Below are 18,005 nucleotides of genomic sequence, written 5' to 3'. Positions count from 1 at the left end.
TGCTCGACGTCGTTCATGCTCGCGTCTCCTCCATGTCGGCCGTGCCGGACGCGGCGGTCCAGGCCACGACGTGTCCTTCGAGTTCGCGGGTCTCCACCGTGGTGACCGTGCCGCCGGCGGCGATCAGGAGCCGTTCGGCGTCGGCGACGGTCACGACGAGCTCCGGACGCTCCGCTCCGGGGCCCGCTCCCCGCAGCAGCGCCTGCAGCACCGCCTGCTTGGCCGCGCGGATCCGGGCGTCCTCGCCCTCGGGGGCGAGCCCGATGCCGGCCTCCTCGCGGCCGGGCCTGACCAGGGCCGCGCCCAGGTCGGCGTCCGAGGCGATCGCGAGGGTGAGCGGCTCGTCGAACGGCCCCGTGACGACCGGCCCGTCCCGGACGGTGAGCTCGGCCGGGAACAGCGGCCCGTGCCCCTCGCGCCAGAGGTGGTGGCGGACGGCGTCCTTGGCCGCGATCCGTCCGAGCAGCCACGGCCCCTGCTCGAACGGCGGGAGTGCCTCGTACTCGGCGCGCTCGCGGGCGCAGAGGTACTGGCGCATCAGCAGGTCGCGGGACGCGGTGCCGTCCCACCGCCTGCGTGCCAGGCACCAGCCGCCGGGCTGCGGTTCCGCCGTTCCGGAGACCTCCGGGGTGAACTTCATCCGCCAGAGCGCCTCGTCGGTGTAGAAGCGGTGGGCCGTCCACCCGTCGATGCGGCACCACACCGTCCCGGTCTCCGCGACCCCGCTCTCTCTGACCATCTCCGCCGAGCAGCGCATGGTGGTGTCGGTCAGGGACTGGTTCCAGATGGTCGTGTCCAGGTGCTCCCCGGGGGACGGTGGAGGCCCGTAGAAGGCGACCCGTTCGATCCCGACGGGGAACACGGTCTGGTTGGTGTCGCCGTACACCTGGAGCCAGTGGGCGCAGAGCTGCCCCGCGCTGTCCAGGAGCGCGCCGGGCGTGGGCAGGGAGGTCAGGACGGCTCGCACACCGTCCTCCGCGAGGGCCGTGAGCTCGGCGACGCCGCGGAAGAGCGGCCCCTGGAACATCCACCGCTCCTCGTAGAGCCGTTCGGCGGTGACGATGGGCGGCCCCTCGATGGTCAGCGGCGTGCGGTCCGGCGGGGGCGGCGCCGGGTGGCGCTCGGCGAGCAGGACCGTCCCGTCCGCGTGGCCGTGGACGACGACCTTCACCTTGCGCGGGCGTCCGGCCGCCTGGATGAGGTAGGCGCGGATGTCGGCGGCGGTCGGCGGCGCCGCGACGAGCCAGCGGACCGCGCGGACGTTCTCGAACCCGACGACCACCAGGCCGGGCAGCAGCTCGCGCGCCGCCTCGGCCATGACCTCCAGCAGCACGGCCAGCGGCACGGTCGGGAACCGGTCCGACATGTCCGGCCAGTCGGGAGGCAGCGGGACGAGGCAGTGGTCCCTCAGCCACGGCATCGTCTCCACCGAGAAGACGCGCGAGGTGTTCAGCTCCGCGGCCACCGGCGACAAGTCCTCCCCCTGCGCGGACTCGCCGGGCGCGTCCTCCCCCTGCGCGTTCTCGCCCGGCACGGCCGGGGGCGCCGGTCCCCCGCCGAGCGCCTCCAGGACCGACTGCGCCCCGCTCGTCGCGTCGTCGAACAGGGCCTCCAGCTCGGCCAGCACGGGATCGTCGGCCGGCAACCGCGGCAGGTCCCGGGCGAGCCGGAGGGGCTCCACCGCCCCGTCCAGCCTCACCAGCGGGGTCCCGAGGTCCAGGCGCATGCCCGCGGCGGGCGGCGGGGACGGCGGGGACGCGCCGTAGCCCTCGGCCCACAGCGCGGCGACGACGCGGCGGAGCTGGGCCATCCCGTCGCGCTTCGGCACGTTGACGGCGATCGCGAGGTGCTCGCGGGTGCCGAGGCGGTCGGCGACGAAGCCGGGGAGGCCGCCCGGCCCGACCTGGACGAACGCCCGCACGTGCGCCGTGCCGTACAGCTCCTCGACCAGCTCGCTGAACCGGACGGGTTCGCGCAGGTGGCGCCCGACCAGCTCGCGCACGTCGGCCGGGCGGCGCGGGAACGGCGCGACCGTCGTCGCCGACCACAGCGGGACGCGGGGCTCGCGGATGTCCAGCGCCTCGAACGCGCGCCGCACCCGCTTCTCGTAGGCCTCGGCGTACGGGGTGTGGAGAGCCCACCGGAACGGGAGCTCCTGCCCGAGCACCCCTTCGGAGGCGAGCCGTCCCAGCAGCTCGCGGACGTCCCCGGACGGCCCGCAGACCACCGACTGGTGCGGGCAGTCGTCGTGGCTGACGACGACGCCGGACCGCCCGCCCGCGGCCTCCCGCGCGCGGCCCCCGCCGCAGCCGAGCGCCGCGTACACGAGGCCCGGGACTTCGAGGGCCTCGCCGTCGAGGGCGCCGAGGAGCGCCTCGACCGCGTCCGCGCCGCAGACCCCGGCGGCGGCCATCGCCGCCCACTCGCCGAGGCCGTGGCCCGCCGCGGCGTCCGGCTCGACACCGAGCTCCGCGAGCGCCGCGGTCAGCAGCCGGCCGACGCGGATCACGTCGGCCGCGTGCCCGGCCAGGTCGGTGCGGCCGGTCAGCTCGGGCACGGGCAGGCCGAAGTGCGCGGCGACGTCGGCCACGCGCGGGTCGAAGGCGGGCTCGAAACCGGGGTAGAGGAACGCGAGCCGCCCGCCGTCCGCGAGGAGGGGGCGGGGCGAGAACCACACGTCGCTGCGGCCGCGCCAGGCGGTCCCGCGCTGGACGACGGCCCGCGCCAGGTCGAGCCTGCGCGCCGTGGGGCCGACGATGGCGAGCCGGCACGGAAGGTCGGGGGCGTCGTCGCCGACCCGGGCGAGAAGCTCCTCGTCGGAGGCGGACAGGGCCTCGGCCAGTTCATCGGTCGTGCGCGCGGCCAGCCGCAGGGCGCCCTCCTCCGACCGCGGCGCGCCGAGCCGGCGCCGCCGGGGCCTGCGCGCGGCGGGCGGCTCCTCCAGCACCACGTGCGCGTTGGCGCCGCCGAACCCGAAGGCGTTGACCGCCGCCCTGCGGGGGCCGCCGTCCCGGGCCCACTCCGCGGCCTCCCGGACGAGCCGCAGCCGGCCGCCCTCCAGCGCCGGATGCGGGTCGTCCGCGTGCAGCGTCGGCGGCAGGACGCCGTCGCGCAGCGCGAACGCCGCCTTGAGCAGCCCGGCGATCCCGGCGGCCGGCATCGCATGCCCGATCATCGACTTGACCGAGCCGAGCCCGATCGGCGGACCGTCGGTCCCGAAGACCCGGCGCATTGTCGCCAGCTCGGCCGCGTCGCCCGCCGGGGTCGCAGTGCCGTGCGCCTCGATCAGCCCCACCGCGCCAGGGGCGGCCGGGGCGAGGCCCGCGTCCCGCCACGCCCGCTCGACCGCCAGGACCTGCCCGTCCACCGGCGGGCTCAGGACGCTCGCGGCACGGCCGTCGCTGGACGACCCGGCGCCGAGGACCACCGCGTGGATCCGGTCCCCGGCCCGCACGGCGTCCGCCAGCCGCTTCAGCAGGACGACGCCCGTCCCCTCGGCCAGGAGCGTCCCGTCGGCGCCCCGGTCGAACGGCCGGATCGTCTCGCTCGGGCTCAGCGCGCGGAGCCGGCTGAAGACGCTCCACACGGTCGGGTGGTGGGCGTGGTGGACGCCGCCTGCGAGCATCGCGTCGGTCTGCCCCGTACGCAGCGCCCGAACCGCGTGTTCGACCGCGAGCAGCGACGACGCGCACGCCGCGTCCAGCGTGTAGGCGGGACCGCGCAGGTCGAACCGGTCGGCGATGAGGGCCGCGGCGAAGCCCGGCGGCGGCCCGGCGGCGTCCGGCCCGTCCGGGCCGAGCCGCTCGCAGAACGCCCGGCGGATCTCCGCCAGCCGCCGCGGCCCGAGTTCGGGCACCAGCTCGCCGAGGATGCCGGCGACCTGGTGGGAGGTCCTGACCCGCTGGTCGGACCGCGCCGCGCCCGGGGTGATGTAGCCGCCGCGCCCGAGGACCACGCCGATCCGGGACCGGTCGGGCAGGCGCTCGTCGCCGCCCGCGTCCGCGATCGCGTCCCCCGCCGCGCGCAGCGCCAGCAGGTGGTCGGGCTCCATGCCCCGCACCGCCGCGGGCGGGATGCCGAACCGGGCCGGGTCGACGACGGCCAGGTCGTCGACGAACCCGCCGCGCCGGCAGTAGAACCTGTCGCTCTCCGGCTCCCGCCCGTAGGCGTCCGGGTCGTAGTAGAGCGCGGGGTCCCAGCGTCCGGGCGGCACGTCGCCGATCGCGTCGAACCCGTCGAGGACGTTGCGCCACAGCTCGGCCGCCGACCCCGCGCCCGGGAACACCGCCCCGGCCCCGACGATCGCGATCGGCTCGCCCGCGTCGCTCACCGGACGGCCCCCGTCAGCACGACCCGCGTCCCGTCCCCGTGCGCGATCTCCCTGAGCAGGGCGGCCGCCCCGGCGCTCGGGTCGATCAGCCCGATGCCGCGCCGCGCGTACTCGCGCACCAGCTCGGGCGACGCCGTGCCGCCCGTGCCGCCGCCCATGCCGTCGCCCGCCCACGGCCCCCAGTCGGCCACGAGCACCCGCCCGCGCAGCCGTGCTCGCCACACATGCGCGAGCGTGCCGCACGCGTCGCCCGCCGCCGCCCGGTCGGCCTGCCCGGGGTGGCCGTGCACGCCGGCGAGGCCGCCGAAGACGACGAAGAACCCGAGACCGGGGTGGACGGCCTGGACGAGCGCGGCGGCGCCGTCCACCTTCGTCCGGTACACCCGCGCGAACGACTCGGGCGTCTTGTCGCGGATGAGCCGGTCCTCCGCGACCCCGGCGCCGTGGACCACCCCGTCCAGCCGGCGGTGCCGCCGGTAGACGTCGTCCACCACGGCCCGCACGGCGGCCGGGTCCCGCACGTCCGCCGCGTGGTACCGGACGGAGGCGGCGTGCTCGCGCAGGGCGGCCAGAGTCCGGCGGATCCCGCGTTCGGCGAGGATCCTGCGGACCGTCGCCTCGATCTCGGCGGGGCGCTGCTCGCCGCGCGCGACGAGCGCCCGGCGCAGCCCGGCCTCGTCCTCGGCGACGGGGAACTCCGGGGCGCCCGCCGGCTCCGGGGTGCGGCCCACCAGTTCGATGTGGCACCCGCTCGTCCGGGCGAACTCCAGGGCGACCCGCGCGGTGATGCCCCGCGCGCCCCCGGTCAGCAGGACGACGCCGTCCGGGCCGAGGTCCGGCGCGTCCCCGGCGGGCGGTTCGGCGGGGACCAGGTCCAGGCCGCGGCGCAGTCCGCCCTCGTACCCGACCGCGACCGGCGCCTCGGCGGCCAGCAGCTCGGCGAGGATCCGCTGCGCGATCACGCGGGGGGTGGCCTCGGTGTCGACGTCCAGCGCGCGGACGAGCGTCTCCGGATACTCCAGCGCGGCGGTCCGGGCCAGCCCGCGAAGGCCCGCCCCCGGTCCCGGGTCCCCGATGGCGCCGCCGCCGGACCGGCGCCCGGACGCCTCCCCGGCGCCGCTCGCGAGCACCAGCCAACGCAGCCCGCCGACCAGCGCCTGCCGGACGCCCCGGAACGCCCGCGGCAGCACGCGCGTCGCTCCGGGCCGCAGCGCCGCCAGATGGACGAGCCCGTCGCAGGGCCCGTCGACGTCCGGCGCGACACGCGCCCGCGCGCCGTGCCGCTCCAGCAGGTCGGCCAGTTCGAGCGCGACGCCGCACCCGTCGTCCACGACCAGGAACCGCCTGCCCGCGAACACCGTCCCCGAGTCGGGCGGGACCGGCAGGGCGTCCAGCTCCACGACCCGCGGGACCTGACGCACCACCCGCGGCGCGGTCGGGACCTTGGGCAGCTGCGTGGTCCCCGCATGGCCCCCGGGACGCGCGGGACGCGCAACGGAAGGCTCCAGGGCGGCGGCTTCCGGAACGGCGGACTCCCGAACAGCGGGCTCCGAAGCGGCAGGCTCCGCAACGGCGGGCTCTGGAATGGCGGGCTCTGGAACGGCGGGCTCTGGAACGGCGGACTCCCGAACAGCGGACTCCCGAACAGCGGACTCCCGAACAGCGGACTCCAGAGCGGAGGGCTCCGGAAGGGCGGGGCGCGGTGGCTCCGCGGGCGCGTCCTCGCGGTCGCTCCCGGTGCGGGCGCTGATCACGGCGCGGGCGGCGGCGGGCACGTCCCGCGCGGCCTCGGCGCGCTCACCGGCGCCCGGCCGTTCCGCGGGCTCCTCCCCGTCCGGCTCCTCCGCCTGCGCCGCCTCCCTCGGCAGCGTCTCCCCCGGCAGGACGGGCCGCGGCGCGGGAACGGGATGCGGCGCCGCGTCCCGTCCCGCCGCATCTCTTCCCGCCCGAGCCGGGGCCGGGCCCGCGGCCGACAGGTGCCGCAGGACCACCTCGCGCTGCGCCGCGATCACCTCGCGGCTCGTGCGCAGGTACTCCAGGACGGCGGCCTCCGAGGCGCCCGGGCCGGGACCCGGGATGCGCTCGGCGGGGCGGAGCACGCCCGCCGGGTACCCGCCGTCGGCGGTGCGGACGAGACGGCCGCCGACGACCCACCCCGGCGCCGGAACGGGCCCGGAGAGCGGGCGGGCGTCGCGCCCGGCGAACAGGGGCAGCGGGTCGACCGGGACGCCGGCGGCGGCCAGCCGGGCGAGCGCGCTCAGCAGCGCCGCCAGGCCGTTCTCGCCGGGCACGTCGCAGCTCACGGCGGTGTGCGGCCGGTCGCCGAGGATCCTGCCGACGAGGCCGGTGAGGACCCGCCCGGGGCCCGCCTCGACGAAGGTGCGGGCGCCCGCGGCGTACATCGCCTCGACCTGCTCGACGAAGCGGACAGGTGCGGCGAGCTGCCCCGCGAGGATGCCGGCCAGCTCGGACGGGTCGCTCTCGTACGGCGCCGCCGTCGCGTTCGACCAGACCGGGAACGCGGGCGAGCGCAGGTCGCGGCCGAGCAGCTCGGTGTGCAGGCCCGCCGAGGCGGCGGCGACGAGCGGGCTGTGGAACGCGCACGCGACCGGGAGCCGCTCGGCCTGCAGGCCCGCGTCCGCCAGGGCGCCCAACGCCAGGTCGACTCCCGCGGAGGTCCCGGAGATCACGACCTGGCGCGGCCCGTTGTGCTGGGCGATGACGACGCCGCTCGCGTCCGGCAGCGCCGCGCGCACCTGGGCGGGCGTCGCGCTCACCGCCGCCATCGCGCCCGCCTCCGCCCCGGCGGCGGCCAGGATCGCCTCGGCCCGCGCGGCGCTCAGGCCGATCATGTCGGCGTCCTCGAACACGCCGGCGGCGCACAGCGCGACGAGTTCGCCGCAGCCGTGCCCGGCGGCGAGGTCGGGATGCACGCCGACCGCGGTCAGCAGCCGGTGCACGGCCAGCCCGGCGATGCCGAGGGCGGGCTGCGCGACGCGCGGGTCGGCGAACTCCGCCCGAAGGCGGCGGCCCTCCGGCCGGGTGAACACCCTGGGCGGGAACATCGCGGCCGCGTACCGCCCGCCGGCGTGCCGCAGGAGGCGCTGGAGGCGGGGGAAGGCGACGAAGAGGTCGGCGAGCATGCCGGGCCGCCGACTGCCCTGGCCAGGGAAGAGGAACGCGACCTGCCCGGCCCCGCCCTGCTCGCCGGACCCGACCTGCTCGCCGCACCCGACGAAGACGCCTGGCGACGGACGGAACTCGGCGGCGTGCGTGAGCTTCTCCCGGAGGTCGTCGAGGTCCGAGGCGACCAGCGCCACCTGCACCGGTCCGTCGAGCGAGGCGGCGGTCCTGGCGAGGTCGCGCAGCCGGGGCCCGCCGGTCAGCAGCTCCGCGAGACGGCCGATCGCGGCGCGGGCGGCCGGGCGGTCGGCCCCGCGGATCAGGAACAGCTCGGCCGGCCACTCGGCGAGCCCGGACACCGGCTCGGGAGCGCCGTCGTAGCCGGACAGGACGGCGTGGAAGCTCGCGCCGCCGACACCGGAGCCGCTCACCCCCGCGTACCGCTCCCCCGGTTCGGCGGCCCACGGCCGGGCACCGCCGCCGAACGCGAACGGGCCGTCCGGCGTCCACTCCGGGTTCGGGCGGACGAGGTGCAGGGTGCCCGGCAGCACGCCCGTGTGCAGCGCGTACGCGGTCTTGACGAGCCCGGCGAGGCCCGCCGCGCGCCCGGTGTGCCCGATCTGGGACTTCACCGACCCGAGCGTCACGCTCCCCGGTGCGGCCGCGCGGAACACCGAGGCGAGGGCCGCCAGCTCCGTCCTGTCGCCCGCCTCGGTGCCGGCGCCGTCCGCCTCGACGAGGCCCACGGCGGCGGGTGGCACGCCCGCGCGCTCGTAGGCGCGTTCCAGGGCGCGGCGCCGCCCCTCGGGCCGGGGCGCGGCGAGGTCGGGAGAACGGCCGTCGCTCGCCCCGGCGACCGCCTTGACCACCGCGTAGATCCGGTCGCCGTCGCGCTCGGCGTCCGCGAGGCGCTTGAGGACCACGCACGCGACGCCCTCACCGGGCGCGACGCCGTCGGCCGCCGAGTCGAACGCGGCGCAGCGCCCGGACGGCGACAGCGCGCCCTCCGAGGCGCGGAGCAGGTAATCGTGGACGCCGTCGCGCAGGTCGGCGCCGCCGCACAGCACCATGTCGCTCGTCCCGGAGGCGAGCTCCTTGCAGGCCGCGTCGAGCGCGGCCAGCGAGGCGGCGCCGCCGGCGTCCACGGTGTGGGTCGCGCCGCCGAGGTCGAGCCGGTTCGCGACCCGCGCGGCGATCATGCTGGTGAGGACGCCGGGGAGGGAGTCCGCGGTCGGCCGCGGGAGCTGCTCGTCCAGGCCGGGAGGCACCTCGCCGTAGTAGGACGGGAGCGCCGCGCGCATCCCGTAGGCGGTGCCGAGGTCGCCGCCCGATCCCGCACCGAAGACCACCGACGTGCGGGACCGGTCGAACGGGCGGTCGGCGTACCCGGCGTCCGCCAGCGCGCGGGACGCGACCTCCAGCGACAGGAGCTGGATCGGGTCGACACGGCCGAGCACGCCGGGCGGGATCCCGTGGGCGAGCGCGTCGAACGGTACGTCGGGGATGAATCCGCCGCACTTCGCCGAGGTCCTGTCTCGGGACGGCGCGCCGACGCCGCCGACGGTGACCGAGTCGACGCCGCCGACAGTGACCGAGTCGACGCCGCCGACGATGTTCGCCCAGTACCGCGCGGCGTCGGAGGCCCCCGGGAGGACGCAGTCCATCCCGATGATCGCGATGTCGGCCGGGCGGCCGCCGCCCGCGGGCGCCGCGGGCCCGGTGGCGCCCAGCTCAGCAGCGCGGGCTGCCAGGAAGGCGGTCGCGCCGGAGGTGACCTGCTCGTGCAGGACGGCGATCCGGGTCGTGGCCGACCGGAGCGCGGCGGCCTGCCCCATCGGGTAGAGGCCGTCGGAGCGCTGGACGTCCGCGTCCACCGGGGTGTCGCGGCGCAGCCCCCTGCTCGCGACGCGCAGGCGGCCGAGGTTCAGCTTCTCCAGGCGGCGCCACACCTCCTCGCGCGGCGTGCCGACCTGCTCCAGCTCGCGGCGGGTCTCCTCGAACACCTGGACGTAGGGGGTGCGGGCGCAGCGGGTCGCGTGGCCGGGCGCGGACTCCAGCAGGGCCGTCCCGGCGCAGCCGAGCGCGACCTCCTGGTAGCCGGGCGGGATCGCGCCGGCCGCGACCGCCTCGGTGGTGAACAGGTACGCGGTGCCCATCAGGACGCGGACGCCGGCGCCGCGCTCGGCCAGCGGCCCGGCGAGCGCGGCGACCATGGCGGCGGACCGCTCGTCGTGGACGCCGCCCGCGAACATCACCGAGAGCTCGCGCGGGTCGCCGTCGAACGCCGTCAGCCGGTCGACCTGCGCGTCCCAGAGCGGAAGGCTCGCGCGCGGCCCGACGCGGCCCCCGCATTCCCCGCCCTCGAACACGAACCTGCGCGCGCCCTCGGCCAGGAACCGGTCCAGCAGTTCCGGGGACGGCGCGTGCAGGTACGTCCTGGTCCCGGCGGCCTCCAGCGGCGCGGCCTCCGCCGGGCCGCCGCCCGCGATGATCGCGTAGGGCGGGGCGGCCTCGCGGATCGCGGCGAGCTGCGCCTCCCGCAGCTCCGGCGGCGCGATCCCGAGCACGCCGGCGCCCCAGGGCCGTTCGCCGAGCCGGTCCGCGGTCTCGCGCAGCAGCGCCCGCACCCGGCCGGGATCGGTCAGGCCGAGCGCGAGGAACGGCAGGCCGCCGTCCTGCGCGACCGCGCCCGCGAACGCGGAGCCGTCGGTGACCAGCGTCATGGGGCCCTGCGCGACGACCGGTTCGCCGCGCGGCGCGAGCGGCTCGGCCCGCACGGCGGCCCGCAGGTGCAGGTCGATCTGCTCCCGGACGGCCCCCACCACTCCCCCGGCGGTCTTGTACCGCCCGGCGAGCGCGGCGGCGAGCGGCCCGTCGACCGCGGTCCCGGTCCCGTCCATCGCCACCGGGGCGGACGCGGCATTGGACGGCTCCGCCTCCCGGACCCGCGCGAGCTGGACGTCCAGGACGACCCCGGCCGCGCCCCCGGCGACCGCCGCCGCGGCGGAGTGCGGCCCGATCCCGCCCGCCGCGTACACCGGCACCTCGGGCTCGGCCAGCAGGTGCTGCAGCAGGACGAACGTGGTCAGGTCGCCGGCGCGCCCGCCCGCCTCGCGGCCCCGCGCGACGAGCCCCGCGTCGTGGGCGAGGTCCTGCGCGACGGCGGTGGCGGCGGCGGCCTCGTCCGGGCTCACGACCTCCACGAGCAGGCGGCGCCCGCGGGCGAACCCGGCGACGTCCGGCGCGCCGTCCGTCCACAGCAGGGGCCCGTCGACCAGGACGGTGCCGGCGGCCTCGGGGATCTCCTCCGGCCGGATCCGGCACCCGGCGGGCACGCGGACGCCGAACGGGCCCGTCCACCAGCGGGTGACGTCGGCCAGGGCGGCGAGCGCGGACGCTCGGTCGGCGCCGAGGTCGAGCACCCCGGTGCCGCCGGCCCGGCAGACCGCGACGGCGAGCCGGGCCGCGGGCCGGCCGGACGGGGCGACCCCGATGATCTCGGGCCGGGGCCGCTCGCCCCGGCCCCCGTCGTGCCCGGCCCTGTCCGTCATGCACTGCCCCCCGACGTCCCGCGCGGCCCGGCGCGTGACCGGCGCGGCTCGCAACAACGGTCCGCAACACTACGGTCGGCGACCTGCCGATCACGGAGGCGACACACCCGGGAACGGTCGTATGGCGGCGCGGCAAAGGAGATTGGAACGTCCCTTGACACGGCATGGGCCGGAGATGGCCCTGCGCGGGTCTCGCCCCCGCGCCGCCACATACCGCATAATGGCGATCACAGTCCGTGGCGGTGTGCCGCGGACGGGCCAGGCGGGGGCGCGATGGCGACGCTGAATCCGGCGACGGGACGGTTCCGCCTCCCGGCGCGGCGACGAGCGGCGGCGGGCGGCGGCCCGGACCCCGTGCGGGCCGCCCTCGCGCCCCTGCTCGCCGCCCACCGCACCGCCCAGCGCACCGCCCACGGGGCCGGGCCCGGCCGACCGGGCGGCCTGCCCGCGCGGTCCGCCGAGGCCGAGCTGCTGCGCGGCTACGCGGTGGCCGAGCGCATGCACCGCGGCCAGCTCCGCAAGTCCGGCGCCCCGTACATCACCCATCCGCTGGCCGTCGCGCTGATCCTCGCCGGGATGGGCCTGGACACCACGACCCTGGTCGCCGCGCTCCTGCACGACACCGTCGAGGACACCCCGTACACGCTCGGGGAGCTCCGCGCCGACTTCGGCGACGAGATCGCGGTGCTGGTGGACGGGGTCACCAAGCTGGACGGCAGGCGCTGGGGCGACCGCGCCGAGGCCGAGACGTTCCGCAAGATCGTGCTGGCCGCGGCGGCCGACCTGCGGGTCCTGGTGATCAAGCTGGCGGACCGGCTGCACAACCTGCGGACGCTGCGCCACCAGCCCGAGCACAAGCGCGCCCGCTACGCCCAGGCGTCCCACGAGCTGCTGGTCCCGTTCGCGGACCGGCTCGGCATCCACGTCCTCAAGCGGGAGATGGACGACCTCGCCTTCGCCGCCCGGCATCCGGCGGAGCACGAGGCGACGCGGCTCGCCGTCCGGGCGGCGCTGAGCCGGGCGGGTCCGACGTTCGGGCCCGCGACGGCACTGCTGCGCCCCTCGCTCGCCGAGCACGGCGTCAAGGCGCGGGTGGGGGTCAGGCCGTCCCACCTGTACGCGGTGCACCAGGCGTTCGGCGGCGGCCTGGCCGGGCTCCGGCCGTGCGAGGCGGCGCGGCTCCTGCTGCTGGTGGACGGCTCCGCCGGCGACTGCTACATCGCGCTCGGCGCCGTCCACGCCGCGCTGCACCCCGTGGCCGGGCAGGTCCGCGACTTCATCGCGACACCGAAGGACAACCTCTACCGCTCGCTGCACACCCGGGTGATCAGCCCGGACGGCGACCCGTTCGAAGTGATCATCCGCACCGAGGCGATGCACCCGGTCGCCGAGTACGGCATCGTCGCGCACATCAGGGACGCGGGCGGCGACACCGGCCCCACTGTCGCCGAGCGCCGCGACCTGGTGTGGCTGAGCCGGCTGCTGGCCTGGCAGTCGGGCGCGCCGTCCGCGGAGTTCCTGGACCGGCTGCGCGCCGACCTCGCCGCCGGCCACGTCGCCGCGTTCACCACCCGGGGCGACATCGTCCCGCTCCCCGCGGGCGCGACCGCGCTCGACTTCGCCTACGCGCTCGGCCCCGGCACCGGCGACCGCTGCATCGGCGCCCTCGTCAACGGCCGGCTCGCGCCCATGTCGGTGCAGATCCGCAGCGGCAACGTCGTGCAGATCCTCACCGACCCGGCGGGCGCCCCCTCCGAGGACTGGCTCGGCTTCGCCGTCTCGGTGCCCGCGCGCCTTCACATCCAGCGGCGGCTCGCCTCGCACCGCGCCGAGCAGGACGCCGAGGCCGGGCGGCGCCGCCTCGTCCGGGCGCTGGCGGGACGCGACGTCGACCTGCTCGCCGCCGAGGCGCGCGGAGACTCCCTCGCCGTCGCCCGCGACCTCGGCTACTCCGACGCCGACGCGATGTACGCGGCCCTCGGCACCGGCGCCCTCGGCCTCGACGACCTAATGGCCCGCTTCGTCCGCCCCTGAACTCCCGATTACGCTGGTTCCGTGGTGATCACATGAAGGCGTTCGAGTACGGCGTCGACGGGCCGAAAGTGATCGTGGCGGGGGTGGACGGCTCCGAGACGTCGCTGCGCGCCGGGGCGTACGCGTGGGGGCTCGCGCGCCGCGGCGGCGCCCGGCTCGTCGTCGTGCACGTCGCGCACGTCGCCTCGATGGGCAGCCTCACCCCGGGCGGCGCCGCCGCGCTGCGCGAGACCGCCGACGAGATCTCCGCGCAGATCCAGCGGGAGCTGGAGGCCGCCGCGGGACGTGGGGAGGTCCGCTACGACTTCGTCACCGAGATGGGCGACCCCTACACCGTGCTCGCCCGCGTCGCCGACGAGTCCCGCGCGGACGCCGTGATCGTCGGCGCCTCGGCGCAGGCCGGGCACCGGCTGATCGGGTCCGTCGCCGTCCGGCTGGTCAAGGCGGGGCGGTGGCCGGTGACCGTCGTGCCCTGAGGTCCTCCCGCGCGAGCTTCGGCTCACGGCCCCGGACGAGGCGGTGGACGTGCAGGTGCGGCGGCGGCTCCGGCACGTCCGGGTCGTCTCCTCGGCGGCCCCCGACCCGCTGACGATCACGGTCGGGCGCGTCTGAACGGGCCGTCCCACGGGAACTGCCGGGTGGAGGCCGCGACCACGGCGCACAGCAGCGCCACCACGGCCGACCCGCCGGCCAGGTTGATCCCGGACGTCGCGAGCGCCGCGTCGAGCCTGCCGTGCAGCGTCAGCGGCAGGATCGTCAGCAGCACCACCGCGATCCCGCCGATCCAGGCGAACGCCCGGACCGGGCGCGCCGCCGACGACAGCAGCAGGTGCATCAGCGCGGTGGCCTGGATCGTCGCCGCCGAGGCGCACAGCGCGTAGCTGGCCGCGGCGGGCGCGGCGGCGGTGTGGTCGCCCGCGAACACCGGCACCTCGACGCCGAACGCCGACCGCAGCCCGATCACCACGGCGAACGAGAGGCCCCCGCCGACCAGCGCGGCGGAGATCCCCGTCCACCACAGCGGGCGCAGCGGCGGTCCGGCCCCTTCCCTGGAGACCTCCTCGTGGAGCGCGATGAAGTCCTCGTACCGTTTGGGCGGCGCTTCCATCGGGCGCCGCCGCGCCGCGGAGGGGCAGCGGAACGAGCGTTCCCACGGCCGCGGCGCTGGGCGGCCGGCGTGCCTGCCCGGCAGGCCACCGGAGTCCCGCCCGAAGGATGAGTCGGGCATGGTGCCTCCCCCGGTGCGAACGTAGGAGTGCTACCCGGGGCCCTAGGGAGGAATTCGCGCAACGTCACCATTTTGCAGATGTTTGGCCGCGTTCCCCCGTATGGCAGAACACGGCGGAGCCCCGGGGAGCGCGCTGCTCCCCGGGGCTCCGAAGCCGCTCGGACCGGGCCCGTTCAGTCCGTTCCGGCAGGCCGAACCCGCGGGCCGGTCAGACCAGGCCGGCCTTCTCCAGCGCCGCGCAGCAGGTGCCCGTGATCAGGCGGGCCACCACGTACGGGTCGACGTTGGCGTTCGGACGGCGGTCCTCGATGTAGCCCTTCTTGTCCACCTCGACCTGCCACGGGATGCGCACCGAGGCGCCGCGGTTCGACACGCCGTAGCTGAACTCGCTCCACGGGGCCGTCTCGTGCATGCCGGTCAGCCGCCGCTCGATGTCGGCGCCGTACCCGGCGACGTGCTCCTGCGCCTTCTCGGCGAGCGCCTCGCACGCCGCGATGATCGCGTCGTAGCCCTCGCGCATGGCCTTGGTGGAGAAGTTGGTGTGCGCGCCGGCGCCGTTCCAGTCGCCCTCGACCGGCTTCGGGTCGAGCGTCGCGGACACGTCGTGGTTCTCGGCGATGCGGTAGAGCAGCCACCGGGCGACCCACAGGTGGTCGCCGACCTCGAGCGTGCCCGCCGGGCCGATCTGGAACTCCCACTGGCCGGGCATGACCTCGGCGTTGATGCCGGAGATCTTCAGGCCCGCGGCCAGGCAGGCGTCCAGGTGCTCCTCGACGATGTCGCGGCCGAACACCTCGTCCGCGCCCACGCCGCAGTAGTAGAAGCCCTGCGGGGCCGGGTAGCCGCGCTCCGGGAAGCCGAGCGGGCGGCCGTCCTTGTAGAAGGTGTACTCCTGCTCGATGCCGTACCAGGAGTCCTGGGCCGCGTACTGCTCGGCCACGGGCCGCAGCTTGGCCCGGGTGTTGGTCTCGTGGGGCGTGCCGTCGACGAGGTAGACCTCGCACAGCACCAGCTTGTTGTCCCCGCCCCTGATCGGGTCGGGGCAGGAGAAGACCGGCTTCAGCACGCAGTCCGAGTGGTCGCCGGGCGCCTGGTTCGTGCTGGACCCGTCGAACCCCCAGTCCGGCAGGTCGGCCCCGTCGGCGAGGATCCTCGTCTTCGACCGCAGCCGGGCGGTCGGCTCGGTGCCGTCGATCCAGATGTACTCGGCCTTGTAGCTCAACATCGGTCCCTTCGTCGCTGCCGGGCCTTGCGGGTTCGGCCTCACAGAACGTGCCAACTGGGCATTTCGCACCTGTTGCCCTTTTGTGAACGGCATGTAACACGCAACGCGACCTGCTGAGACGTTCCTCACACGCCGCGCCCGAAGGCCGGCCCGGGCGTCCGAGAACGCCCCGCACACCCCACCGAAGCGCCCCTAAGCATCCGATACAAGACAATAAGGCAATTTTTCGCCATTTACTAAACCTTATCTCCCGCCCAGGCCGAACCCTCGCATGTTTCTTTAACTCCTCCACACCGGCCGCATGATCAGTTCGGTTCATGATGAGCGAGGATCCGTAGCAAAGGTCCCGATCAAGGAGCCGTAGAACGGGGGAAGAGAATGAAGCGAGTATTCGCGGCCTCAGTGGGCACGGCCGTCGCAGTCACGGGGTTCGCCTCCATGGCGCCGGCGAGCCAGGCGGCCGACGGCGGCAGGCACCGCGTCCACGTGGTGAAGCCCGGCCATTCGATCCAGCGGGCGGTCGACCGCGCCCGGCCCGGCGACACCATCCTGCTCAAGGCGGGCCGCTACGAGGGCGGCGTCCTCGTCCGCAAGCGCCTCACCATCCGCGGCGAGGGGAACAGGACCATCCTGCGCCCGGGCCGCCACGACCACTGCGCGAAGGCCAAGGCGCCCGGCATGGGGATCTGCGTGGTCGGCACGCCGCGCCACAAGGTCCACGGGGTGACGATCCGGAACCTGACCGTATGGGGTTTCAAGAACACCGGCGTCTACGGCATGCACACCGACCGCCTCAGCGTCCTGGCCGTCCTGGCCAAGAACAACGGTGAGTACGGCATCACCGAGTTCCGCTCCACGCGCGGCCGGTTCCTCTGGAACTGGACCATCGACAACCGCGAGGACGCCGGCCTGTACGTCGGCGACACCCCCGACGCGCGCGGGACCGTCGTCGCCGGCAACCACAGCCTCGGCAACACCCTCGGCGTCCTCGTCCGTCACGCCCACCACGTCGTGGTCCGCGACAACGAGGCCGCCGGCAACTGCGTCGGCATCGCCCTGGTGGACGACGGCCAGGTGGGCGGCCAGGGCCACAACGCGGTCTGGAAGAACAAGGTCGTCAAGAACAACCGGACCTGCGAAGCGCACGAGGACGTCCCCGCGCTCGGCGGCACGGGCATCCTGCTCGTCGGCGGTGAGCACAACACGATCGCCAAGAACGTCGTGAAGTACAACCGCGGGTCGCTGCCCTCCTCCGGCGGGATCGTCCTTCTTCCGGGCGAGCCCCCGAGGAACGGCCACGCCCGCCCTGCCCGGTTCAACCTGATCGAGGACAACGTCGCACTGCGGAACGCTCCGTTCGACCTGGTCGACAGGAGCGGCAGCAGGACCAACCGCTTCCGCGACAACAAGTGCCGGACCTCGGACCCGCGCCACCTCTGCAGGCACCACCACTGAGCGGAGACGCCACTGGCAGGACCCCGCTCCCGTACCCGGGAGCGGGGTCCTCTCACTCCTGCGGGCCTCCGCCGCGCAGGAACCGCTCCCCGAGCGGCGTCAGCGCGTGGTGCACCGTCTTGCCCCGGCGCTCGCTGGTGAGGAGCCCGGCGCCGCGCAGGGCGGTGGCGTGCTGGGAGGCGGACGCCGCGCTGACCCCGAGCCGGGCCGCCAGCGTCCCGGTCGTGAGCTCCCCGTCCGCGCCCACAAGCCGGATCACAGCGGCCCTGGTCCGCCCGAACACCTGCGGCAGGGTGTCGCCCGTTCCGGTGAGCGGCCGGGACGAGGGGACCACCACGGTCGCGGGGCCGGCGCCGACGACCATGACGCGCGGCCCGGTCACGAACACCGAGGGGATGAGCAGGAGCCCGCGCCCGCCGAGGTGGACGTCCCCGTCGCGCAACGTCTCGACCTCCAGCACCGGGGCCGTCCAGCGGATGGCGGGATGCAGGCTCCCGAGCAGGCCGCCGATCCCGTCGCGGGCCATCGTCCGGGCGTGCCGGGACGCCTCGGCGCACAGGTGGTCGCTGAGGTCGGACCACGAGTCGGCCAGCGCGGCGCTGTGGAAGTCGCGGAGCCCGCGGACCAGCGCCCGCATGGTCTCCCCGTCCCCGCCGGCGAGACGGGGCAGCCATGAGGCCGGCGGCCGCGGGCCGTGCGAGCGCTCCAGCTCGTCGCGGATCCGCCGGACGGGCGTCGAGGCGACGGCGTCCAGCTCCGATTCGAACCCCGGCACCACCGTGTACGGCGTCAGGAAGTCGGGGAACCAGCGTCCGGGCGGCACCAGGTCGAGCAGCAGGCGGGACGGGCCGGTGAGCCCGGCGCGCGTCCGCGACCGCCAGCCGCCGGGAATCGGCTCCGGCCCGACGGCGCGCAGGGCCTGGGCCCCGAGAACGGTCTGGGCGATCGGCGAGAGGCCGGGGGTGATGCGAATCCGGGTGAGGTCCTCATAGTCGAGCCAGAGCCGGAGCATGGGTCGGAGAATACGACATTTAACCTATTTCTGAAATCATTGCACCC

Annotated in this window: 8 protein-coding genes; 3 read left to right on the top strand and 5 right to left on the bottom strand. The window is 76.2% G+C overall.

What is annotated here, in order from left to right:
* Positions 1 to 13: 13 nt before the first annotated feature.
* A complete protein-coding gene (locus tag AB0C21_RS21485) occupies positions 14 to 4,330 on the bottom strand; it encodes a beta-ketoacyl synthase N-terminal-like domain-containing protein (RefSeq protein ID WP_500206340.1) in 4,317 nt (1,438 codons plus the stop codon).
* Positions 4,327 to 11,004, bottom strand: coding sequence for an SDR family NAD(P)-dependent oxidoreductase (locus AB0C21_RS21480; RefSeq protein ID WP_500206338.1), 6,678 nt, complete (start codon positions 11,002 to 11,004; stop codon positions 4,327 to 4,329). Before AB0C21_RS21480 ends, AB0C21_RS21485 begins: the two co-directional genes overlap by 4 nt.
* Before the next feature lie 273 nt (positions 11,005 to 11,277).
* On the opposite strand from AB0C21_RS21480, the gene AB0C21_RS21475 reads away from it, so the two are divergent.
* Together AB0C21_RS21475 and AB0C21_RS21470 are read left to right on the top strand one after the other, a co-directional pair.
* Positions 11,278 to 13,038, top strand: a complete 1,761-nt coding sequence (locus AB0C21_RS21475; protein WP_500206336.1) for a RelA/SpoT family protein — start codon at positions 11,278 to 11,280, stop codon at positions 13,036 to 13,038.
* A 32-nt stretch (positions 13,039 to 13,070) separates the two neighbouring features.
* Positions 13,071 to 13,514, top strand: coding sequence for a universal stress protein (locus tag AB0C21_RS21470; protein WP_149262260.1), 444 nt, complete (start codon positions 13,071 to 13,073; stop codon positions 13,512 to 13,514).
* Between the two features lie 116 nt (positions 13,515 to 13,630).
* Here the strand turns inward: AB0C21_RS21470 and AB0C21_RS21465 are convergent, their stop codons facing one another.
* Positions 13,631 to 14,266 carry a hypothetical protein gene (locus tag AB0C21_RS21465; RefSeq protein ID WP_500206334.1) on the bottom strand — a complete coding sequence of 212 codons (636 nt, stop codon included), beginning with the start codon at positions 14,264 to 14,266 and terminating at the stop codon, positions 13,631 to 13,633.
* 208 nt (positions 14,267 to 14,474) lie between these two features.
* The gene (gene glnII / locus AB0C21_RS21460; protein ID WP_500206333.1) at positions 14,475 to 15,491 is read right to left on the bottom strand and encodes a glutamine synthetase; all 1,017 of its coding nucleotides are present in this window, start codon (positions 15,489 to 15,491) and stop codon (positions 14,475 to 14,477) included.
* 438 nt (positions 15,492 to 15,929) lie between these two features.
* Here glnII and AB0C21_RS21455 point away from each other — a divergent pair, with 438 nt between their 5' ends.
* Entirely contained in the window at positions 15,930 to 16,946 is a 1,017-nt protein-coding gene (locus AB0C21_RS21455; protein ID WP_500206331.1) for a right-handed parallel beta-helix repeat-containing protein, read from the top strand.
* Between the two features lie 52 nt (positions 16,947 to 16,998).
* Here the strand turns inward: AB0C21_RS21455 and AB0C21_RS21450 are convergent, their stop codons facing one another.
* On the bottom strand, positions 16,999 to 17,958 hold the full coding sequence (locus tag AB0C21_RS21450) for an ArsR/SmtB family transcription factor (protein WP_500206329.1): 960 nt from the start codon (positions 17,956 to 17,958) through the stop codon (positions 16,999 to 17,001).
* Positions 17,959 to 18,005 lie beyond the last annotated feature (47 nt).

The sequence above is a fragment of the Spirillospora sp. NPDC049024 genome, from assembly GCF_040649235.1.
Lineage (GTDB): Bacteria > Actinomycetota > Actinomycetes > Streptosporangiales > Streptosporangiaceae > Spirillospora.
This window is presented reverse-complemented; position numbering and strand designations above follow the sequence as displayed.